Below are 20,726 nucleotides of genomic sequence, written 5' to 3'. Positions count from 1 at the left end.
GCACGTCGCGGCTCTGCCATGATCTGGCCTCGTGAACCCAGAAGCCTCGCTTGCCGACCTCACCGCTGAGCAGTTGCGCAAACTGGCCGCGCGGCTGATGGGGGAGGTCCGCCACAAGCAGGCCACCATCGACAAGCTCACGCACGAGAACGCGACGCTCAAGCGGCTGAAGTTCGCCGCCGGGCGCGAGCACTTCAATGCCGAGCAACGCAGTTTGCTCGAAGACACGCTGGATGCGGACATGCAGGCGGTGCAAGCCGAGCTACAGCAGCTCAGCCCCCAGCCGCCGGCACCCGACAAGCAGAGCCCCAAGCGCAAGCCCTTGCCGCCACACCTGCCACGGCGGGAGTTCCGGCACGAACCCGAGAACACGCTGTGCGGGTGCGGCTGCCAGATGAAGCGCATCGGCGAGGATGTGTCGGAGAAGCTGGACTACCAGCCCGGCGTGTTCACCGTCGAGCGGCATGTGCGCGGCAAGTGGGCTTGCGCCCGCTGTGAGCGGCTGGTGCAAGCGCCGGTGGCGCCGCACATCATCGACAAGGGCGTCCCCACGGCCGGGCTGCTGGCGCAGGTGCTGGTGGCCAAGTACGCCGACCACATGCCGCTGTACCGACAGGAGGGCATCTATGCCCGCTCGGGCGTGGATCTGCCGCGCTCAACGATGGCGCAATGGGTCGGCGCCTGCGGCGTGCAGTTGCAGCCGCTGGTCGACGCACTGAAGGCCGAGATGCTGACGCACCGCGTGCTGCATGCCGACGAGACGCCCGTGGCGATGCTCGATCCCGGTGCCGGCAGGACCCACCGGGCCTACCTGTGGAGTTATTGCACCGGCCAGTTCGAAGACAGCCGCATCGTCGTCTACGACTTCGCCGACAGCCGGGCTGGCAAGCACGCGATGGCGTTCCTCGGGAGCTGGCGCGGTGCGTTGGTCTGCGACGATTACAGCGGCTACAAGGCGCTGCTGGCGCAAGGCGTGACCGAAGCCGGCTGCCTGGCGCATGCACGGCGCAAGTTCTACGACCTCTGGGCCAACAACCGCAGCCAGATTGCCGAAGAGGCGCTCGGGTACTTCGGCAAGCTCTATGACGTCGAGCGGGAAGTCCAGAGCCTCGACTCCGTCGCACGGCAACGCATCCGGCAGCAGTCGGCCCGGCCGGTGGCCGAGGCATTGCACACCTGGTTGGTACTGCATCGGCAGAAGGTGCCGGACGGCTCAGCCACCGCCAAGGCGATCGACTACAGCCTGGGGCGCTGGTTGGCGCTGGTGCGTTACCTCGACGACGGCGCCTTGCCGGCTGATAACAACTGGGCAGAAAACCGAATACGACCCATTGCACTTGGTCGTGCGAATTGGCTGTTCGCCGGCAGCTTGCGCGCGGGCAAGCGAGCTGCTGCCGTCATGAGCTTGATCCAGTCGGCCAAGCTCAACGACATCGATCCGTGGCACTACCTGCGCGACGTGATGGAGCGCCTGCCCACCCAACCCGCAGTACGCATCGCCGAACTGCTGCCCCATCGGTGGGGGCCAAGCGTCCACAGCTGATGGATGGGGAGCCGTCCGGCCGAGATGAGATGGCCGGACGCCTACGGCGAGAGTCCACCGATGCGGCAGCAACGGCAATGGGTCGCAAGGCGTGGCTCTTCGCGGGCAGCGAACTGGCCGGCCCGCGCGCGGCCATGGTGATGAGTCTGGTGCAGTCAGCCAGACTGCATGGGCATGACCCGTGGCTTTACCTCAAGGACGTGCTCGAGGGGCTGCTCGTACATCCGAACCATCGCATCGAAGAACTGCTGCCTCACCGCTGGAAGCCAGCTGCCTGACGCCGCACCTCCGAGGGCGAATCAACGGACGAAGTACGGAGCCGCCTCTTGGTCTGCCTTTAGGCGGTAGGCCGCGATTTGACGTGCATCGGCTTGTGCCAGCGCGGCCTTCAGTCCTTCCATATCGAGATCCCGACAGTACGCAGGTGCGCCTGGTTGCTGCCGCCACGAGTCGGCCAACGTACCGGCGTCGATAACGTCGAACCCGAGCGCCCGAATCAGGTCCTGGACGGTCTCTTTGGCTTGAGGCACATCTCCGGCGACGGAGAGGCAAACGCGACGCGGGTCACCAACTGGGACTCCGCGCGTAGCCAGACTTCCGGCAACGATGTTGTTGAATGCTTTAACCACCGGCCTGCCCAGAACGCGTGCCACCCATTCGCTATCGGTTAAGCCCTCGTCGATTTCAGCGATCCGTCCGTCCCGAGAGGGATAGTAGTTCCCCGTGTCGACGACGATTGCTGGCGTCGAACGGATGACCTCCCGAGGCAGGTTTAGCACCGCGCTTTGAGGAATGGTGATGATGGCGAGATCTTTTGCCCCAGCAGCCTGCTCCACAGTTGCTGCCCTCGCGCCCGTTTCTGCAGCGAGCGATGCGAGGGAAGCAGGGCCTCGCGAGTTAGCGATCGATACCCGATGCCCGAGGGCTCTCAAGTTTCGAGCGAGCGTGCTGCCGATGTTCCCCGAACCAATGATGCCAATATCCATTGTGGCTTCCCTTTCGCTGCGTTGACCACGCTGCATGAGTCGTTGCTGACGCTGCCAGAGATCACAGGCCACCCTACCACGACGGCCCTCGGCAGCGCCCGTAGCCGGGCGAAAACCTGACTCTGGTCGTTGCTTGGGGGCGCTGCCCCACCGGCCACACGCGGGACTATTGGTCGCACATCACCAAGGTCACGCTGAACGCTGAGCGCGACTGCGCTGTTTCAACGGCTTCGTGTCGCCAAGACATTCAACCGTTGGCTGCATGACTGAGGCGACAATTACCTTGACACGCGCCGACGGATCGAGGTCTCCCGCCGTCGTCAAGACGGTGTGCCCAGACGCTTACGATGTCTTGAAGCGCGACAGGGGTCTGGATCACCGAGACCGTCAGGCTGGTGACGGCGCAAAGCGCGATGATCCATCGCGGTAACCGAGTCGTGTCCGGAGTCACTGCCAAGACATTCAGCCTTAGTGTCAATAGCGCGGCAACCGGTCGTGATCGTGCTGTCAAGACGCCTTCGTCCGACGCCCACCACGTACGGCAAGGTTGCCCAGATGTAGCCCGAAACGAGTGGTCGGCGGAATTCATGCCAGCAGACGTACCGCCGGCTGCAGCGTGAGCGGCTGCCGAAGAAGCTCGGGAACCTGCAGGCGCAGGGTAGGCGTGAGCGTGCGGTCAACGCGCCTTGCGCCGTACGCTCACATTGAAGGGGCGCTTCCTCTTTCTGGAGGAACACAAGGAGTCGTAGGACGGACGGCAACGGCATCGCCGGCGCCATCGACTACATCCTGAGTCGACTGAGCCAGGATAGACCAAGACCTCGCGCAGACCGACTTGAGCATTGAAGAGCTCGAAGCGAGGTACTAACTGCACTTCGTACAGCGTGTTTCGATCAGTCCTTCCCTTGCGCAACGCGGTGCCAGTAGCCCGCCGAGGGGCGGGTTGTCTTGAGGATGGCATCAGGTGCGATCGGCGCGGGCCAGAAGACGAGTTCGTAGCGCTCGATCGGCTCATCTTGCGTGTCTTCATCGGCTTCTTCAGCGACCCTGAAGTTCTGCGCGCTCAGGTGAAGCTGCGCACCTCCATCCGGTGTTGGTGGTGCTCCTCCTTCGCTTCAATTCGCTCCCGCCAGGGCGTATCGAGAGCACTACGGAGGGACGTAGTTGCATGTCAACTTACGCTGCCTAAACTCACCTCACTGCTCTGCGTGAGCCCCATGATGTTTGCAGATCACGAGGCAACGCGCCACGTCCACTGGCAGCGCAGACAGATGAACCCTGCAGCAATTCGACCGATACCCGAGCAGTGAGGGGCATCGGCGGTCGTGGTCACCGTGTCTCCGTCAAAATCACGTGATCGGAAACAAGCTTGGCGTTTTCGAACTCTTTGGGATTAACCTTGCACACTGCCTTATAGAACGGACCTTTCAGCCATTCCTTGACTTCGGGCGTGTCCTGAAACTTCAGATATCCGGCAAGCGATGCATGCGCTACGGCCACCATGGCAAAACCAAGTGGAATGTCGTCTCGGACAAGGATGTACATCTTCATAAGAGCGTTTGGGCTTGGGCCAACATCAGTGCCTGGAGCGACGTTCATGTGCATCGATGAGCTGACTTTGGGGGAGAAGTCCGGGTAGAGACCATCGATTTGCTTTCTCTCCGGCGCAAGAGGAACGCCACAATAAAGAACGTCGTTGATGGAACGAGGATCAAACCCGCGAGCGCGCCGTACTGAACCCGAAGTTGCGGCTCTATGGCCTTGAAGCGAGCCCGCTCAAGTAGAAGCCGCGCACGCTGCTCAAGGAACACACATGCCTTGGCTTGTTCGCCGGGTAGAAACATTGAAATCGGTGCGTCAGTTCTCTCGTCAACCCAGACCACGACCGGCAAATGAAGCGAAGGCTGGAATGCTTGAGCCTTGGATTCGACCGCTGGGAATAGTTGATTGATAGGGAGCGGGCACGGACGCGACAACTCGGCGCGAAACGGCAAGGCCTGCGTGAAAGCGGCCACAGTAAGAATAACAACAAACGCTGCCCACGCTGTGGAGGCAATCAGTGCGTTTCGCAGCCAGCGTGATTTCCTTTGCATCAATTTCTACAGTTGAATCATCGTATCGAGGGTGCTATCGAAATGAGACAGATCAGACAGTTGTCTATCCATTTACGGCCCGACCCGGCAGATCTGGTGCCTTGCGATTGGAAGTGACAGCGCGAATGCTGCGTCTGCCCCCTTGCTCAATGAAGCCAGGCGTGCCCGTGTAGCCAGCCATCTCGCTGAAGCAGATCGCCGCGCAGCGCCTTCCGCGAGGCCGCAAGCGCACGCTCTACTTCTGTGACCTCCAGTGGCTTGGACCAAAATTCGTCAAACCCCGCGTCGAAACAACGCGCCCGATCGGGGGAACCACCATGCCCCGTGAGGCAAACCGACAGACTCGGCCCCGTCAAACCACTGGACTTCAAGCGTCTCAGTACTTCGCAGCCGTCGAAGCCCGGCAGGTCCAGGTCGATGAAAGCGGCGTGAGGCCGCGTTGCAGCTCCGACCAGCACGGCCGAGGGACCATCGAAGGCCACGGCCGTTTTGCATCCGAGCAACTCAAGCAGGCAGCAAAGCGCCGCGGCTGCATCGACGTCATCATCCACGACCAGCACGACCAGTTCATCTGACGAGACTTCGTCTTCCTCTAGTTGCACCATCCACCACTCCCTTGTTGTTCATGTGGGCACGCCCGTGCCAAGTCAATGTCGGCAGGCGCCACCACGGTGGCTCGCACAGACCCGCCGTTACCGGGGACCGACCTCCAAGTCTCTGTCAAGGGCATGGAGGGTTCCGCGAATGCCGCCTACCTGACCGAGCCAAGCGAGGTACCTCTCACAGGTACTAGCAGAACCGCGTAACGGCAACGGCAATGCCGGTCGGTGGCATGTTCTGCATGCTACGCACCGCCGTTTGATCGAGGAACATCAGTTGGCTGTAAATATGTGTTGAGCCATCTTGCTGCACAGGGCATCTGCAACGCGCAGGTTCGACGTCGGCGAACCGGCGACAAGCGGATGGGTCACGCAGGCGTCAGCGTTGAGCGAGTCCCTGGAGGGCCTGGACCGAGGCCTCGGCGGCCTGGGCCAGGACCGCCTGCTTCCACGCGACGGTGTCGGTGTAGAACGCATCACGCAGCCGCTGCTTGATCGCTTGCGCGTAAGGAGCGCCGATCTCCGGGTGGTTCTCCAGCCACTGCTCACCCCGCATGGCTTGCGTGGTTTCGTCCCATGACACTGTGCCGAACTCGAGCACGATGCCTGTGTACTCGGCTTGGGGACATTCCTCGCAGGCGCACTTGTACATGAGGCCTTCGAGGCGGGCTGCGCTCGCGCCCCCCTCGTGGATGGCAGTTACCTGAGGCCCCCACCAGGCACGTGCCCGAGCCACCGCGCTGCCATCCTCTGGGCCGAAAAAAATGCGCTCCCCGACCCCGTTGGGGCCGAGGCCACTGTGGAGGTCGATCCAGCCCAAGCGATTGCAGCGCTGTCCATGGTGCTGCAGCACATAGCGCAAGGTCTGATTGCTCCAGGTCGGACTCGTGCCACCGTAGTAGAGGCCCTGCGGGTGCTTGTACTGCCCGCCGGTCACCGCCTGCTGCAAACCTTTGTAGCCGTGGCGCGCCACGTAGGCCTGCAGGACTGCCTCGTCTTCCGGCTTGGGCGGCCAATGTGGCAGCACGAGCGCATGGGCGATCTCGTCATAGCCAGGGTTGGTGGGCAGCGGCTGCGAGAAATCGTGAAAGTTGCGGTTCAGATCCACGTTCTCGTGCGTCGTGCGGCGCCACCATGAAAAGCCGTAGGGGTTGAGCGCGTGGATGTAGAGAACCGCGACACCTGCAGCATCTGCCGCCCGGTGGAAAGCGGGGTCTGACAGCAACGCCACTTGCACGCCAGAACCGCAGAACCCCTCGACGCCGTGGGTTCCACTGGACAGCAGCAGCATGCTGCTCGCGTCGTCTGGACCGAAGCGCGCCACGTCCATGGCCAGCGTCTCGCCGTCGCGCCCCTGCAGAGGATGGACATAGCTTCGCACCTCCAGTCCCGCAGCCTGCGCGGCAACGAGGAATTTATTGCGTGCCTCGACATAGGACTGCGAGAACGCAGCGGTGCTGATCTGACTTTCAGCTGGACTGCTCATCATGAACCTTTCCTCGAGTTGAGTTTCGGATCGACATCCGCCACTGGTGCGGAGAACGGAACCACGTCGTCTCTTCGTCGAGAGGCGCAGGCTCCCCGGAACCGGCCAACGGCAACGTGCATTTCAAAACAGGCCGTCCCGGCGCCCCCTGATGTCTTTGCCAGGACTGAGTCGAGCAGGCCCTCCGTCACGCGGAAGCTACCCATCGCTGGGCTCCGGCGGTGATGAGAAGCTGCCGGATCTGCAACACGTCAATGTTCTCAGGGCCTGCGCGGCTCTGGATCTGCTGGACTAGGTCGTCGAACTCGCCTCGCTGCAGCCGCACCGCAGATTGCGCGAAAAGCTCACGGAGCGCGGACTTGAGCCGCTCGTCCGAGCGGGCCGCGATCTCTTCGAGGGCCCTGGTCTGGGCCATCTCGCAAAGGCAATCCGTCAAGCACTTCACCGCGGCAAGGTACAGGCGCCGGCGCCAGTCGCGGCCTGAGCAGCTTGCCTCGGTCGCGGTGGTGGAGCGGGAGGTGCCCAGGAAGAACGTGCGCTTCCTTTCGTCGACGGTGACGTGCCCGAGGGTGCGACCGTCAAGAGAGAGGGCCACGATGACAACGTGCCGGCGGCCTGCTGGCTCTGCGACCCACCCGAACGGAAGCTTGATGGGAAGTTGGAATGCGGGAGGACACGGACCTGTCTCATTTCCCGGGCCGCTACCGGCACTGTCGGCAGCGTTGCCTTCCGACGATACGGCGCCGGGCATGTCCGTCGACCTTGTTTCTTGAGGTTGGAGTCGTCGCATCGTCTGATGCCCTTTGGCCCGTTCGGTTACTGGTGGACAAACGGTGCCCCTCCCTGCCAGCCAGCTGCCGGCGAACGCAATCGTTACTTGGGTTGCCGGCGCCGGTTTGGCACCTTGATGGCAGGGACGCCCCACGGATTGCTTTTCAACGGCAATCTCATTTCTCACCACCACCAGCCTATCCACGGTGTATAGATGGCTCAAGCGCGTTGGGAGTAACTCCGTGTGTATGCACTCGAATGACGCGAGGGAGCGTGTAGATTCCTGCAGGTAAGACGGCCGACGCAAGGAGGGCAACGGATGTGCACTCAACACGCGCACCTGTGGGGTCTGACATGACGATACGTGTGCTCATAGCCGACGATCACCCTCTGGTGGCCGATGCTCTTTCGACCGGGGTCCGGGAGCACAACATAGAAGTTGTCGGTCGCACGACCCAGCCGGCCGAGGTGCTGGAGATGTATGAGCGGCTCTCCCCGGACGTGCTCGTGCTCGACGTCCGCTTTGGCCGAGGGGCCGCCTCCACCGGTTTGGACGTCGCGCGCCAGCTGTTGGGCATCCACGAGCAGGCCAGGGTCGTCTTCTACACCCAGTTCGACTCTGACCCGATCCTGCGCGAGAGCTACCTCGTGGGGGCGAGCGCCTTTCTCCCGAAGTCCTCTCCGCTGACCGATGTGGCCGAGGCGATCGCCAAGGTCCACGCCGAAGGCACCTACTTTCTGCCAGACGTCGCACGGAGGATGGCGCTGCTCAGTCTTCGACGAGACACGTCTCCGCAGAGCTTGCTCGAACCTCGCGAGCTCGAGGTTTTTCGATACATGGCTTTGGGCATGGAGACGACCGACATCGCCGAACGCATGCGGTTGTCACCCAAGACCATCTCCAATGTTCGTCAGGTGGTGAAACAGAAGCTGAAGGAGGAGCACCCTGCCAGACTGGCTCTGCTCGCGGTACAGGCCGGCGTCATCGACACCGAGCAGCTGTCCCGCATGAGTTCCTGACCGACCTCGACCGCGATGCAACCGTCGTCAGCCGTCGGTGCGGTGCCAGGCCTCTCGATCACAGCACGCCTGATGGTGCTCGCGTCCACGCCACTGGTGGCCATGCTTGTCGCGAGCGCTGCCATCGCCTACATGGCCATCCGGGGCGACGGGCAGGCGGAGTTGCAAGCCAGGGCCAAACTGGCGGCCTCAGTCCTCGCTGAAAGCGCCCAGTACGACCTGATCCAGGGCAACAAGGCTGCCGCCCGCCGTTCCATGCAGGCCGTGGTGGCGGCTGACCCGAGCATCAAGCAGATCATCCTGCTGGACGCCAGACGGAATCCACTTCTCGCCTTCGGTGACGTGCCGCAGGACGAGCTCTATGCGAGCGTGGAGGTACCGATGCAGGTTGTTGACTCGGATCAAGCTGATCCGCTCACGGCGGCACAGCACAAGGGATATGTCCGCGTCTTCGTCGCATCGCCGCAACTGGCGGGCACCAAGCGTGTGCGCCTGACGATGTGGATCGGCGCTCTCCTGGCTGCAACCAGCGTCTGCGGCGCTCTGGCACTGTACCTGAGCCGGCACTTGGGCAAGCCGATTGAGGAAGCATCGACTTCCATACAAGCACTTGCGCGTTCTGTCCCGACAAGCGCCCCGGCACCTGTGTTCAGAGGGGACCTGGGTGCGTTGCAGGAGGCCATCGAGCAGATCACGCACCACCTGGCCAGCCACCAACAGCGGCAACAGCAGGAAATCGCGGTGCAAACGCGCGACCTGCAGGCTGCAGTGAGTGCAGCCGCGCGCAGCGCAAGAGAGAACCAGCGGCTGCTCGCCTACGGGGATCGGATGGTGGAGGAGGAGCGGCAGCGCATTGCACTGGAACTCCATGACACGATCAATGCGGAACTCGTTTCCCTCCGTCTGCGAGCCGAAACCATTTCGTTGCGGGCCGCAGCCTCCGGGCAATCCGAGATTGAATCGATGGCCCGGCACATTGTCGAAGCCGCGATCGACCTGTACTCCAACACGAGGAATATCGTCACGCAGCTCCGTCCGGAACTCCTGGAGACGCTCGGCCTGAGCGGAGCGGTGGAAGAGATGGTGCGCCGCATCGACAACACACACCCGAACTGCAGCTTCGAGTATCGCTCCAGCGTTCCTGGACATGAGCTGCCGAGCGGGCTCTCGATCACGGCGTTCCGAGTCGCCCAGGAAGCGATCTCGAACGTCATCAAGCATGCCAACGCGAAGCGTGTCGCCATCGCACTTGACCATGAAGACCCACCACACCGCTTGCGCCTTGTCATTGCAGACGACGGAGCGGGCCTAAAGGCGTGCGATGGTGAAGGATCCGGGTTCGGGATGATCGGCATGCGCGAACGCGTGGAACGACAGGGCGGCGTTTTCAGCGTTGCAACGAGCGATGCAGGCACGGTCATCACCGCCCTGCTCTAGAGCTGAAGAACCGAGAGGACGCCGCCTCAAGTGCAAGGTAAAGACATCAGGGAGATGGACAGCCATGCAACGACAAAGGACGGCCCTTGGGGTCCGCACAGCACTGGTCTTCGCCGCCAGCCTCTCGCTTCAGCTTGCCTGCGCAGCTGATCCGCCAACCCTGCGAGCGACACAGCAGAGCGGTGCTCCTCCTCTGAAGCTGCGTGTCCTCGGCGGGTTGGCGAACGTGCACCAGTACACACGGCACGAGAAGCCGTTTTGGACCGAAGTGCTTCCCGCTCGGACCAAAGGCCGCGTCACGGCCGACATCGTCCCGTTTGACCAAGCGGGTATCCGCGGCACCGAGACTTTGCGCCTCATGGAAGCCGGCGTCCTGCCGTTTGGCACCTTGTTGATCGGGATCGTCGCCTCGACCAACCCCGAACTCGGCGCGGCAGACTTGGCCGCGCTGGCTCCGGATATCGGAACGCTGCGTCGTGCTGCAACTGCATTGCGCCCTCACATCGTGCAGTCACTCCGCGAGCGCTATGGCATCGAAGTGCTGGCCATCTATATCTATCCAGCACAGATGTTGTTCTGCAAGGACCGGTTCAGCGGGCTCGACGACCTTGCGGGGCGGCGCATTCGCACATCGACGCCTTCGCAATCCGACCTGGTTGATGCGTTGGGCGCGACCCCGGTCAAAACGGGTTTCGCCGAACTGATGCCGTCAGTCAAATCTGGGAATGCTGATTGCGCCATCACTGGGTCGATGTCGGGCAACACCATCGGGCTGCATGAAGTGACGACGCACATCTTCAGCATGCCGTTGGCTTGGGGCTCGTCGGTGTTCGCCGCATCGGGGGCGGCATGGCGCGCGTTGCCCCAAGACGTGCGTGCGCTACTCAGCGCAGAGCTTCCCCGGCTGGAGGCGGACATCTGGGCCGAGTCAGAGCGCGAAACGCTCGAAGGCGTGACGTGCAACACCGGCGGCAACGGATGCTCGAACGGACGAAAGGGCACGATGGTTGAAGTCAAGCCTAGTGCCCGCGACATCAAACGCCTCCAGCATCTATTTCACTCGGTCGTGCTACCTCAGTGGTTCAAGCGATGCGGCGATGAGTGCGTGAGCCTTTGGACCCAGACACTCAAGCCTATCCTCTCGCCGGAAGACAAGGCTCAGTAGCACGATGCGATCACGCCGCTGGATCTTCTTCTCCCTCTGGGGCGTTGCGCTCGCCTTTCTGGTCATCGTTTGGATCATCTCCGCATCGCTGATGGAGCGTGGCCGCTCGGACGCTATCGAGCATTACAAGACCCGCGCAACCCTCACCGCCGGCAGCGCCGAGACCATCGTGAATCGGACGTTCCTCGCCATGGACGTGCTGTTGGCCGGATTGGAGGATCTGGCGCAGCCGGGCGGCGTCGAGAACGGAGTGCCCGACGCAAAGCGTTCGCAATCCGTGCTCGTTAATGCTGTCAGGCGCACCCTGTTCGTCCGCGACATTGCACTCGTGTCCCGCGACGGTACCGTAGTGGCCGCTGCTCTTCCTACAACGATGCGGACGGGCCTTGAGTTCCCGAATGGCTTCGTCGAGACCACGCTCGACCAGGAGACGCCCTCCTTGAGCGTCAGCCAACCGATCGAGAGCTTCACCAGCAGGGAGATGGTGCTTTACTTCGCTCGCCCGTTGGGGACGCTTGCCGCGGTTGCCGTCGTCCCTCTGCGGCAACTGGCTAACGCACTGTCGCCCACGGGGACGGCTGAACCGCTGACGATCACCTTGGAACGTGACGACGGCCAGCTGATCGTCAGTGAGCCGCCCAGCGGTTTTCCCGCTGCACAACGTGTCGCCCAGCCCCTTCAGCCGGAACACCGGGACGGCAACGCACGCATCGCCCGCGGCCGGATCGACGGTGCCCCTTCGCTCGTGGCGGCGCGCGATCTCCTGCACGCGGGGCTCGTGCTCGCCGTCAGCATTCCCGTCAGCCCGGTCGACGCAAGATGGCATGAAGACCGCGCCCTGGTATTGAGTGTGAGCGCGGTCCTGGGCATCGTCATTCTGACCACCGCCGCCGTGACCCATTGGTACATCCGGCGTCTTGAACTGGCCCGTCAAGCCATCCAAGACAACAAGGACTGGCTTGACCAGGCTCTTGCATCGATTCGCGACGGCCTATTGCTATGCGACTCCAAGGACCGCGTCGTCGCGTGGAATCGACGATACGTCGAGTTTTTCCCATACCTGGCGCCAGTGCTGAGGCCGGGGGTTCACTACGACTTGCTGGCGCGAACAGCAATGCGCGCCATGCAACCTCGCTCGACCGACACAGAAGTCGAAGTAGCGGTGCAGCGTCGCCTGGCGGACCGTCGGGGTCGACGTGTCGAATCCGAGTACCAGATCCGGCCCGATTTGCACGTGCATATCACGGAGACCGAAACGCCTTCTGGTGGTGTCGTGAGCGTCTACCGGGACACCACAAGATCGGAACGCGAGCTGGCTCGCTGCCGCGAGGCCGTACGGGCCGCTGAGGAAGCCCACATGCAGTCCATCGCCACCTTATGTCGACAGATCTGCGAGCCAGCCAACACGGCACTCGGGATGATGCAGCTTGTGCTTCGAGCGTCGATGGACGATGCCACGCGCCGTTATGCGAGCTGGGCCGGCGATGCATCGCGCCAGGTTCTGGCGACCGTCAGCAACGTGCTCGACATGTCCCGACTGACATCCGACGTCACGCAGTTCGACTTCGAGTCATTCGTGCCGCGCGCATTGATCGAGGACGTGGCCTCGCGAGCTCTCGATGCAGCAGACGGGCGGCGTTTCTCGGTGCACTTCAGCCCTGAGCTTCCTCAGGCCTTGTGGGGAGATGCGAGGCGGCTCCGTCATGCGCTGTTCAACCTTTTGAAGGTTGCGATCGAGCGCAGCTCGTGCCGGACCATCGAAGTACGAGCAGATCATGAGTCGAGAGGTGACGGACAGGCGGTGCTGCGGGTCGACCTCGGCGTGGCCGGCGCTGACGCAACGAACTGCCCCGAATTTCACAGCCTGCGAGAGGTCTTTCAACGTTTGGACCCATCTGAGCCCGCAGCGCTCGCGCTGGGACTGACCCGTAAGGTCGCCGAGTTGACGGGCGGCGGGCTTTTCTTTGACGACAGCCCCTCGCCGCGCGTGAGCTTCAAGGCGGTCTTCACCACGGTGTCGGAACTGCAAGTCACCCTCGGCGGCCCTATCGGTGCAAGTGGATGATCAGCACGAATCAACAGTGTTGGACTGTCAGTCGAGTTGCCAAAGCGGTGCTCGGCTGGTTGTTCGACCGAGTGAGCTTCACTCGGTGTCGCCGCCGGCGCCCTCCTGCTGCTCTCCAGCATTGGGTCTCAAGTGAAGGCGCAGAACGGCGGAAAGCGGTGCATCGATACCCGATTTTCTCGTGACCCGACGAAAGGAGTACATGACCATGCCATTCGAACTGTTCGATCTCAACGAGATTCCAAAGATGCCGTGGAAGAATGGTGCAGGGCTGATGCGCCAGATCGCAGTAGAGCCGCGAGGTGCAGGATATGAGTCGCTCGATTGGCATCTCGCGTGGGCTGAAACAACCAAGAACTCGCCGTTCTCCGCATTCCCGGGAATTGACCGATCGATCGTGCTGCTCCGTGGTGCAGGCCTTCGTCTCACGTTCTTGGAAGACATGACCATGGTGCACTTCAACGACCCGCACAAGCCCGTCTTCTTCAAGGGCGAAGCCGCGGTCAGCGCAGAGCTGATCGATGGGCCGACGGAGAACCTGAGCATCCTGCTTCGTCGCGACCGGTTCTGGACCTCTGCGACCTGGGTCGACAAGGGAACTGATATACCTCCGGCCGACGGCGTTTTCGTCCTGTGTATGACGGGCAGCGTTCGCCTCGTGAGCAACGACTCCCCGCCGCTGGTCTTGCGAGCCCAGCAGGCAGCGCTTTGGCGTAAGGGCACGGACGGAATACGAATCGAACCTGTTGCCAAGCCTCCGCTTGCTCTGGCCGTTCGACTACTACAGCGAAGTCTTCCGCAGAAGTAGAAGAACAAACGACTTGCAGCAGACGCCCGAAAGGGCAGGCCGAATTGCGTCCGCGGCTCGACCTCATCTTTTCCTTCCCTACGCCGGCACGTCTCTTTATCCTGTCGCAGCGGCAACCGTCGCAAAGGCGCCGGCCTGAAGGTGCTAGGAACACCCCAGGCCAGCTAACCACAACCAACTGGATGAGAGTTAATCGTGGCTGATGTCAATCATAGGCCGGGCGGAGCATCGCCCACAACACCGATCCCCAAGCACGAGCGGTTCATCACCGTCTCCTCGATGTTCAGAACCCATGAACGCGCGAGTCCGGGACCACACACTCAAGTCGTTGAAACCAAGGTCCCGTGGATTCGCATGCAGGGCAAGTGGCTGGAATCGGCGGGCTTCGGCCCTCGGGCCCGCGTGCGCATCAGGATCATGGTCGGTTGCTTGGTGCTGACACTGGATTAGGAAGACAACGGGCCGCTGGATGCGGGGCTTCCTCCTCCCTGCTCGAACTGCGCCCCGGCTATCTCGTCAACCTGGGCATCGGCCTGCCGACGCTCGTGGCCGCGATGGTGCCGCGCGAGGCGAATATCTACCTCCAATCGGAGAACGGCATCGTCGGCATGCAAGCTGTTGCCGAGGAGGGCCTCGAGGCCGAAGATCTCACCGACGCGGGAGGCAATTCGATCAGCGCATTGCCGGGCTCCGCAACATTCGACAGCGCCATGTCGTTCGGCCTGATCCGTGGAGGACATCTGGACGTCACCGTCCTCGGCGGGTTGCAGGTCGACAAGACCGGAAGACTGGCCAACCGGATGGTCCCGGGCAGCATCGTGCCTGGCATGGGCGGTGCGATGGATCTTGTCACGGGCGCACGACGCGTGATCGTGGCCATGAGCACACCGTCAAGGGCAAGCCGAAGATCGTCGAGCAGTGCACCTTGCCGTTGACTTCCGAGCGTCGGGTGGACCTCATCGTGACCGAGATGGCGGTGATGGAGCCCGGATTTGAGATCATCTTGGCGCGGGAGTGTGATGTAAGTCGCGCTGGCGTGGGATGAAGTTTGAACGGCCGTTGCCGGGGCACGGGTCGCCGGCACAATCTGCAGCGCCCGCCGCCTCGCTGCGGGGTTGGACCTGCCTCGGTGCGGTTGAGAAGATGATCGTGGGTGAAGTTGTACACGGGAGGGCGGGATGAGAAGGGAAGCGCGCTGGCGCGTCTGGTGGTGCTGGTTCGGTTTGGCGCTGGCCTGCCCCTCTGCAACCCACGCCCGGGTCGACGCCGAGGTCGACGCCCTTAAGAAGTGCCTGTCCACCTTCGGTGGCATCGGATGGAAGCTTCCCTACCGCCCCCACCTGTCCGTGTCCAGCTGCTCGAGTGCCGGCGCTTCCTACCGTGCCGGCGGTGAGGCCGGCCCCCACCGCAGCACGCTTGAACTGATCAGCGATGGTCTGCGACTCGCTCCAAGCCCGGCGCACGGCAGTGAGCTGGCCGATGCCACCTTCGCCCAGTTTCAGCAGGCCGTGTTCTTCCACTTCGACGCATTGTTCCAGCGCCATGGCTTCCGGCGCGTGGAGACGGAGCTGGCCGACGACCGTGGCGGCCGCTACGTGGCCCTGGCACGCTACGCGCGAACCGACGGCGGCCCGCTAGCGCTGACCTGGCAGACCCGCGCCTCGAACACCTGGCGCATCACCTACGACGGGGGGGCAGCGCGGTGAGTGAATTGCGCGTGTTGTTGTCCCTGCTCGGGGCGGCAGCGTTGGCCACGGCGCTGATCACGCTGCTTTATGGGGCCCGGAGCGAGGTGGCCGAGGGCAGCCTGGACCCCGCCGTGGAGCACTACACGCACGGCCATGCCAGAGGCTATGCCGACATCGACCGCTGGGCGTTTCGCGGCATGTCGGAGCCGTCGCTCACGGGCCGCTTGCAGCAGGCAGGCTATGGGTGCGAACGCTCCCGGCCCCAAGAGGTGACATGCACGCGGAGCGAGCGATGGCCGCTGCAACGTACGCTCACGGTCCGCGCCAGATTCGACACCATGGGCGAACCGCGCTTGAGGGCCGCGGACGCGCAGAGCACGCTGGACGGCGACGGCTTCGTGGCGCGGCAGCTGGCGCGCGGGCTTCGCGGCGCTGGCTGGATGGAGCCGCAGACGCTGGCGGTGCGCGGCTTTGAGATCGCCAGCATCGACTTGCTGTCCCGCATGGTGGCCGATGCCTTGCGCGGTGGGGGTTGGTACACCGCCTGCAGCGACACCGGCTCGGTCTTGGCCTGCGCCGAGCAGGCGCGCACGCGCCGCGCGTCCGGCTTCGCGCCCGTGCCCCCACAGCCTTTCAGGGTCGGCGAGGTGAAGGACGTGGTCCGTGCGCTCGAACGCTTGCGCCTGGACGCGGTGCCGCGGCGCGGCCCGGACCACAAGCCGGCGGACGCGCTCCTGGTGCGCGTGAAGGACGCGGAGCAATGGATGGACTTCATCGGGAGCGACCTGGCGGGCCACGAGCTTGCCGTGTCCGTGTCGCTGGCGGTCGAGGGGGGTGCCGCCTCCAAGGTGGTGGTCCGCCTCGACCATGAGACACGCGAGCTGGCGGTCAAGGGCCTACCGCGTACCGCCAATGTGGGCGTGCCGATGTTCCTGCTGCCGGAGGCGGCGGCTCAGCAGGAGTACCGCTTTGCCACCTGGTTCGAGCTGCCCAATCCGCAGCGCCCGTGGTCACTCGAACATATCAAGAAGCATTTGCCGGAGGTCGACCCGGCTTTCCAGCCCCGGCTGGTCAAGCATTCCTTGGCTGCGCTCGCCGCGCCCGAGCCTGCCGACGCCGCCCTCGGCCTCCACCCCGCGCTGCTGCTGGTGGAGCACCGCGGCGAGACGCTGCGCGCAGCCGGCTCGCGTGACTGGCTGCCCGAGCCGGCAGGACTCCAGCTGGTGGCCCAGGATTACGCCCAGGACGCGGTGACGCGCGCGGCGTGGGCGCTGGCGCTGTGCGACCCAGCGTTGGGCACGATCGGGCTTGATCCGGCGTGCTGGCAGCGGGTGTTGGTAGCCGACGGCGGTGTCGTCGACCTGCTGCGCCACGAAGTCGATGCGCTGCAGGCGCTTTACGCCGGCCTGGAGCCGGGGCATCCCTTGCACCGCCGGCTGGATCACTGGCGCCTGGTGCTGGCGCTGAGGTGAACAAGATGCAGCGGCTTTTCCACTACGCGTTTCTGGGCATCATCGGTCTGTCACTGGCGGTACAGACCCTGCAGTTCGGCGCGGCCATGAGCGGCAGCACCCACGTGCTGCTGGAGTCGGCTGTGGAACAGGGCGGCTTGGTGGTGATGCTCGGCTCGGTGGTCGCCTTTCTCAAGCTGCTGCTCAACCTGGTGCGCGGTGTGCGCCAACCGGCCGCGCGTCTGTCGGCACTGTGCTATGGCCTCATTCTGGTGTGGCCGCTGGTGCTGCTGGCGATCGGCGCAGGGAACGCGGTCAGTACCCAGGCTGAGCCCCCGCTGCTGCGCGAAACGGGTGGGGCTGTACGGCGGGTGCCGGAGCCACGCCAGCACGTCAGCGCGCAGTTTCTGGCGGGGCAGGCCTGGGCGCAGGTGCACTCGCCCGCGATGCGCTCCGAGTGCCAGGGCTCCGAGGAGTTCATCCGCGGCTGTTTCGTTCGCATCCTGGAAGCGCGCAAGGAGCAGGAAACCGCCGGCCACGAATGGGCAAGCCAAAACCGGCCGCGGCGCGTGTCGGCATGCAAGGGCGACACACCCCACTTCGTGCTGGGGTGCCACAAGTGGTACATGGAGCAGTCGGGGGCCGCCAGGACATGGCCCTTCGGCGCGACCACCACCGAGGAATGCCGGGAGGAGGTCAACGCCAACTACGAGGCAGCGCATCAGCTGTATCTGGCCGAGGGCAACGAACACGGCGCCGAGGTGAACCGGCACCGACACTGGATCCCTGACCTGCAGAGCTGCGAGCAGGTGGACCGCAAGCTGCAGGACCCCATGATGGCGCAGGCTTATGCGCGCCTGAGCACGTTGGTGGAAAAGATGAGGGGCGGCGCCAGGCCCACCGGGGAGGAGCAAGCGGCGTTCAAGCGGGACTACACCGAGATGGCGAAGGTGCCCGACCAGCCCTACAAGGAGGCCTACCTGAAGCTGGCCAACGAGTACCTGGAGCGCATGGCCGGCACCGACCAGGACAACCTGCCGCAGTAGCCCCGCATTTCCTGAATCATGTGCGCGACCCAGAAGGGGGGCCGCGGCGCTCAACTGGCGATGTAGCCCCTAGTCCACTGAAGCACTGAAATCGGATCGGTGCTGTCTGCGCGAGCCGGGCGCGCTGCGGCGTTGCAAATGCTCGCGATGCCACTCGGCATCGCTGTGCTTTGCGCCTTGCATCGCATCCCGTCTCGGACATCCCTCACCGCCCATTTCAATGATTCAGCGGACTAGTGCCTCTCGCAGCCAGCGTGGCCGAGGACCGCGCCCGGACCAGCTGCTCCCTTTGCCGTCCTGGTACTTTGCGGCTACCGACGCCGATCCTTTTCGCCCTTGCTTCTTCGGCGCGACCACCTTCTGCTCGCCCCCGAACACGTCCTCTGCGCTGAAGCCGTATAACGCGACCAGCTGCCTTATCTCCTTCAGCGCACCTGTGCGCGCCTTCCTTGCGCCTTGCCGCCTCCATGCGGCGCTGCAGGGCTTCCATCTCGTTGCGCAGCTGGGCGTAGGTCTTCGGCATTGAAGGTGTCCCCAAAATTTGGTGGCGAGCAGACTTCACGCCGCCTTTGGGCCACTCTCATGCCTCACGATCCTCTAGCGCGAAGTGGGGCAGGTAGTTGCGCATGCCCTCGGCGAGCATACGGCCGTGCTGCTGTGCAACCAGGGCCTGGTGGTCGTAGCAGACACCCCGCGGCAGTCAGTGGTGCTAGCCCTCATGCTGGAGCGGGCATGCAGAATCCAGCTGCTGGCGGAATCGCAGGCCAGGCCGTAGCGAGTGACGCGGGACGACGAAGTCGAGAAGAAGCGCCGCTACATCTATTCCGACGTGGCGTTTCGCAACCACTGGAAGCATGCGGTCCATGCGGCGATACGGGCGTTTCCGGAAGCTGCATCCTGGTAGGTTCTGCGCCGTCTCACCCTTCCCATCCCTTCCGAATCCCTTAGCCACAAAGACAGAGGACGCGGACGATGTACTACAACCACCTGAGCGCGGCCGATCCCACCATTGCCAAGCTGATGAAAGGCGAGGAGCACAGGCAGATCACAGGGCTCGAACTGATCGCCAGCGAGAACTACGTCAGTCCGGCCATCATGGAGGCCATGGGGTCTGTGCTGAACAACCGGTACAGCGAGGGATACCCTGGGCGCCGCTACTACGGCGGCCAGGAGTTCACAGACCAGATCGAGCAGATCGCGATCGACCGCGCCAAGGCCCTGTTCAGGTGCGAGCATGCCAACGTTCAGCCCCACGCGGGCGCGCCGGCGAACATCGCGACCTACCTGGCCCTGGCCGAACCCGGCAGCACCATCCTCGGCATGGAGCTGGCGCACGGGGGGCACCTGACGCACGGGCACCCAGTCACTCACGTGGCGAAGATCTACAACTTCGTGCGCTACCGGATGTCGGACGTTGAGACCGGTCGCATTGACTATGACGAGATGCGCGAGGTGGCGCGCCGCGAGAAGCCGAAGATCCTGCTGGCCGGCTTTTCCGCCTACCCGCGCGAGCTTGACTACAAGGTGATGCGCGAGATCGCCACCGAGGTTGGAGCCTGGGCGGTGGCAGATGTGGCCCACATCGCGGGGCTCATCGTTGGCAAGCAGCTGGCCAATCCCTTCGATGCTGGCTTCGACGTCGTGTTGACCACCACCCACAAGAGCTTGCGAGGCCCCCGCGGCGGCATGATCCTCTCGCGTGAGGCCAGCACCGGCAAGCTCATCGACAAGAGCGTGTTCCCCTCGTTCCAGGGCGGGCCGATCATGCAGATGGTCGCGGCCAAGGCCGTCGCCTTCCAAGAAGCAGCTCGGCCGGAGTTCGTCGACTACGCGGCGCAGATCATCGCCAACGCGAAAACGCTGGCGGCGACACTGATGGAACGGGGAGCCCGCCTGATCACCAACGGGACGGACAACCACCTGATGTTGGTCGACAGCGTATCGAGCTGGGCGCTGTCGGGCGGCGTTGCGGAAAAGCGCCTCGACGAGGTCGGCATCACGCTGAACAAGAACATGATTCCGGACGAGCCGCGCAGTGCCATGGACCCGAGCGGCGTTCGCATGGGGACGCCCGCGCTAACCACCCGCGGTATGAAAGAAGCCGAGATGGCCCAGGTCGCCGACTTGATCCATCGCACGCTGAGCGCCAAGGACGACAACGTGCTTCCCGGCATCCGAGAGGAAGTCATCGGATTGGCGAAGCGCTTCCCCGTGCCCGGCATCTCGTTGCCAGCAGGCGATAGCCTGGCCTGACCGGGACGGTCGGCGCAAAAGCTTGGGAATCCGCCTCTACGTCCGCTCGACGGCCAGATCCGGACCGGTTTCCTTCGCTTTAGCTGCTTGGCAAACGTAGGGGGTTTCGCTTCTTTTGCCAGGGCGAAGAAGTCCTCGCATCTTCTCCTTCCCTGCGCGGCCAAGTCCCTTTATCGTGTCCGCGCGGCAACGTCGCACAGGCGCCGGCCTGAAGGTGCGCTAACACCCCAGGCCAGCTAACCACAACCAACTTTGGTGGAAGTTAATCGTGGCTGATGACAATCATAGGCCGGGCGAAGCATTGCCCACAACTGA

At 63.6% G+C, this 20,726-nt stretch carries 21 protein-coding genes and 1 pseudogene; 15 read left to right on the top strand and 7 right to left on the bottom strand.

From position 1 onward, the window contains the following. Positions 1–31 precede the first annotated feature (31 nt). Positions 32–1,543: an IS66 family transposase gene (tnpC, locus tag AAW51_RS01910; protein WP_047193269.1), complete on the top strand. Its 1,512-nt coding sequence runs from the start codon at positions 32–34 to the stop codon at positions 1,541–1,543. A gap of 74 nt (positions 1,544–1,617) precedes the next feature. Then, positions 1,618–1,821: pseudogene (locus AAW51_RS01905) on the top strand (transposase domain-containing protein); the annotation flags it as partial. 21 nt (positions 1,822–1,842) lie between these two features. On the opposite strand, the gene AAW51_RS01900 reads toward AAW51_RS01905, so the two are convergent. The 6 genes from AAW51_RS01900 to AAW51_RS01885 form a co-directional block, all read right to left on the bottom strand. Beyond that, complete coding sequence (locus AAW51_RS01900; RefSeq protein ID WP_157359560.1) at positions 1,843–2,565, bottom strand: NADPH-dependent F420 reductase; 723 nt, start codon at positions 2,563–2,565, stop codon at positions 1,843–1,845. 1,293 nt (positions 2,566–3,858) lie between these two features. Beyond that, positions 3,859–4,080, bottom strand: a complete 222-nt coding sequence (locus AAW51_RS01895) for a peptidyl-tRNA hydrolase (protein ID WP_053013251.1) — start codon at positions 4,078–4,080, stop codon at positions 3,859–3,861. Positions 4,081–4,124: 44 nt separating this feature from the next. Next, complete coding sequence (locus tag AAW51_RS30345) at positions 4,125–4,622, bottom strand: hypothetical protein (RefSeq protein WP_169787966.1); 498 nt, start codon at positions 4,620–4,622, stop codon at positions 4,125–4,127. A 146-nt stretch (positions 4,623–4,768) separates the two neighbouring features. Beyond that, a complete protein-coding gene (locus AAW51_RS28825) occupies positions 4,769–5,227 on the bottom strand; it encodes a response regulator transcription factor (RefSeq protein ID WP_083437999.1) in 459 nt (152 codons plus the stop codon). 373 nt (positions 5,228–5,600) lie between these two features. Then, positions 5,601–6,710: a M14 family metallopeptidase gene (locus AAW51_RS01890; RefSeq protein ID WP_047193268.1), complete on the bottom strand. Its 1,110-nt coding sequence runs from the start codon at positions 6,708–6,710 to the stop codon at positions 5,601–5,603. 184 nt (positions 6,711–6,894) lie between these two features. Further along, positions 6,895–7,302, bottom strand: coding sequence for a hypothetical protein (locus AAW51_RS01885; RefSeq protein WP_047193267.1), 408 nt, complete (start codon positions 7,300–7,302; stop codon positions 6,895–6,897). A 530-nt stretch (positions 7,303–7,832) separates the two neighbouring features. Here AAW51_RS01885 and AAW51_RS01880 point away from each other — a divergent pair. The 10 genes from AAW51_RS01880 (at position 7,833) to AAW51_RS01840 (ending at position 18,158) form a co-directional block, all read left to right on the top strand. Then, positions 7,833–8,498, top strand: a complete 666-nt coding sequence (locus tag AAW51_RS01880; RefSeq protein WP_047197279.1) for a response regulator — start codon at positions 7,833–7,835, stop codon at positions 8,496–8,498. Between the two features lie 72 nt (positions 8,499–8,570). After that, the gene (locus AAW51_RS01875) at positions 8,571–9,935 is read left to right on the top strand and encodes a sensor histidine kinase (protein ID WP_169787965.1); all 1,365 of its coding nucleotides are present in this window, start codon (positions 8,571–8,573) and stop codon (positions 9,933–9,935) included. A gap of 64 nt (positions 9,936–9,999) precedes the next feature. Then, positions 10,000–11,100: a TRAP transporter substrate-binding protein gene (locus tag AAW51_RS01870; RefSeq protein ID WP_047193265.1), complete on the top strand. Its 1,101-nt coding sequence runs from the start codon at positions 10,000–10,002 to the stop codon at positions 11,098–11,100. 4 nt (positions 11,101–11,104) lie between these two features. Continuing rightward, the gene (locus AAW51_RS01865) at positions 11,105–13,165 is read left to right on the top strand and encodes a sensor histidine kinase (protein WP_047193264.1); all 2,061 of its coding nucleotides are present in this window, start codon (positions 11,105–11,107) and stop codon (positions 13,163–13,165) included. A 208-nt stretch (positions 13,166–13,373) separates the two neighbouring features. Beyond that, complete coding sequence (locus tag AAW51_RS27740) at positions 13,374–13,973, top strand: HutD/Ves family protein (protein WP_169787964.1); 600 nt, start codon at positions 13,374–13,376, stop codon at positions 13,971–13,973. A gap of 279 nt (positions 13,974–14,252) precedes the next feature. Beyond that, on the top strand, positions 14,253–14,423 hold the full coding sequence (locus AAW51_RS31285; protein WP_417903610.1) for a SymE family type I addiction module toxin: 171 nt from the start codon (positions 14,253–14,255) through the stop codon (positions 14,421–14,423). Positions 14,424–14,527: 104 nt separating this feature from the next. Beyond that, positions 14,528–14,908, top strand: a complete 381-nt coding sequence (locus AAW51_RS31280) for a CoA-transferase (protein WP_417903609.1) — start codon at positions 14,528–14,530, stop codon at positions 14,906–14,908. Positions 14,909–15,151: 243 nt separating this feature from the next. Further along, positions 15,152–15,679, top strand: coding sequence for a hypothetical protein (locus AAW51_RS01850; protein ID WP_157359559.1), 528 nt, complete (start codon positions 15,152–15,154; stop codon positions 15,677–15,679). Between the two features lie 11 nt (positions 15,680–15,690). Continuing rightward, positions 15,691–17,133, top strand: coding sequence for a hypothetical protein (locus AAW51_RS29640; protein ID WP_157359558.1), 1,443 nt, complete (start codon positions 15,691–15,693; stop codon positions 17,131–17,133). 5 nt (positions 17,134–17,138) lie between these two features. Beyond that, positions 17,139–18,158, top strand: coding sequence for a hypothetical protein (locus tag AAW51_RS01840; protein WP_157359557.1), 1,020 nt, complete (start codon positions 17,139–17,141; stop codon positions 18,156–18,158). Positions 18,159–18,383: 225 nt separating this feature from the next. Here the strand turns inward: AAW51_RS01840 and AAW51_RS31275 are convergent, their stop codons facing one another. Next, positions 18,384–18,515: an H-NS family nucleoid-associated regulatory protein gene (locus tag AAW51_RS31275; RefSeq protein WP_417903608.1), complete on the bottom strand. Its 132-nt coding sequence runs from the start codon at positions 18,513–18,515 to the stop codon at positions 18,384–18,386. A 250-nt stretch (positions 18,516–18,765) separates the two neighbouring features. Here AAW51_RS31275 and AAW51_RS31270 point away from each other — a divergent pair, with 250 nt between their 5' ends. The 3 genes from AAW51_RS31270 to AAW51_RS01830 all read left to right on the top strand — a co-directional run bounded on the left by AAW51_RS31270 (position 18,766) and on the right by AAW51_RS01830 (position 20,411). Beyond that, positions 18,766–18,933 carry a class II aldolase/adducin family protein gene (locus AAW51_RS31270; RefSeq protein ID WP_083437995.1) on the top strand — a complete coding sequence of 56 codons (168 nt, stop codon included), beginning with the start codon at positions 18,766–18,768 and terminating at the stop codon, positions 18,931–18,933. Positions 18,934–18,936: 3 nt separating this feature from the next. Further along, positions 18,937–19,062 (top strand): hypothetical protein, encoded by a 126-nt coding sequence (locus AAW51_RS31075; protein ID WP_256365052.1) that lies wholly within the window; start codon positions 18,937–18,939, stop codon positions 19,060–19,062. A gap of 68 nt (positions 19,063–19,130) precedes the next feature. Beyond that, positions 19,131–20,411 (top strand): serine hydroxymethyltransferase, encoded by a 1,281-nt coding sequence (locus tag AAW51_RS01830; RefSeq protein ID WP_047193260.1) that lies wholly within the window; start codon positions 19,131–19,133, stop codon positions 20,409–20,411. The last annotated feature ends 315 nt before the right edge of the window (positions 20,412–20,726 follow it).

This window comes from Caldimonas brevitalea, from assembly GCF_001017435.1.
Classification (GTDB): Bacteria; Pseudomonadota; Gammaproteobacteria; order Burkholderiales; family Burkholderiaceae_C; genus Caldimonas; species Caldimonas brevitalea.
The sequence above is the reverse complement of the archived record's forward strand: the minus strand, read 5'-3'. Positions and strand labels throughout refer to the sequence as shown.

Bases quoted from the DNA above. Each gene is read 5' to 3' on its own strand.
- AAW51_RS01900 (WP_157359560.1), bottom strand. From the start codon at position 2,565: ATGCAGCGTGGTCAACGCAGCGAAAGGGAAGCCACAATGGATATTGGC.
- AAW51_RS01895 (WP_053013251.1), bottom strand. From the start codon at position 4,080: ATGAAGATGTACATCCTTGTCCGAGACGACATTCCACTTGGTTTTGCC.
- AAW51_RS30345 (WP_169787966.1), bottom strand. From the start codon at position 4,622: ATGCAAAGGAAATCACGCTGGCTGCGAAACGCACTGATTGCCTCCACA.
- AAW51_RS28825 (WP_083437999.1), bottom strand. From the start codon at position 5,227: ATGGTGCAACTAGAGGAAGACGAAGTCTCGTCAGATGAACTGGTCGTG.
- AAW51_RS01890 (WP_047193268.1), bottom strand. From the start codon at position 6,710: ATGATGAGCAGTCCAGCTGAAAGTCAGATCAGCACCGCTGCGTTCTCG.
- AAW51_RS01880 (WP_047197279.1), top strand. From the start codon at position 7,833: ATGACGATACGTGTGCTCATAGCCGACGATCACCCTCTGGTGGCCGAT.
- AAW51_RS01875 (WP_169787965.1), top strand. From the start codon at position 8,571: ATGGTGCTCGCGTCCACGCCACTGGTGGCCATGCTTGTCGCGAGCGCT.
- AAW51_RS01870 (WP_047193265.1), top strand. From the start codon at position 10,000: ATGCAACGACAAAGGACGGCCCTTGGGGTCCGCACAGCACTGGTCTTC.
- AAW51_RS01865 (WP_047193264.1), top strand. From the start codon at position 11,105: ATGCGATCACGCCGCTGGATCTTCTTCTCCCTCTGGGGCGTTGCGCTC.
- AAW51_RS27740 (WP_169787964.1), top strand. From the start codon at position 13,374: ATGCCATTCGAACTGTTCGATCTCAACGAGATTCCAAAGATGCCGTGG.
- AAW51_RS31285 (WP_417903610.1), top strand. From the start codon at position 14,253: ATGTTCAGAACCCATGAACGCGCGAGTCCGGGACCACACACTCAAGTC.
- AAW51_RS31280 (WP_417903609.1), top strand. From the start codon at position 14,528: ATGGTGCCGCGCGAGGCGAATATCTACCTCCAATCGGAGAACGGCATC.
- AAW51_RS01850 (WP_157359559.1), top strand. From the start codon at position 15,152: ATGAGAAGGGAAGCGCGCTGGCGCGTCTGGTGGTGCTGGTTCGGTTTG.
- AAW51_RS01840 (WP_157359557.1), top strand. From the start codon at position 17,139: ATGCAGCGGCTTTTCCACTACGCGTTTCTGGGCATCATCGGTCTGTCA.
- AAW51_RS01830 (WP_047193260.1), top strand. From the start codon at position 19,131: ATGTACTACAACCACCTGAGCGCGGCCGATCCCACCATTGCCAAGCTG.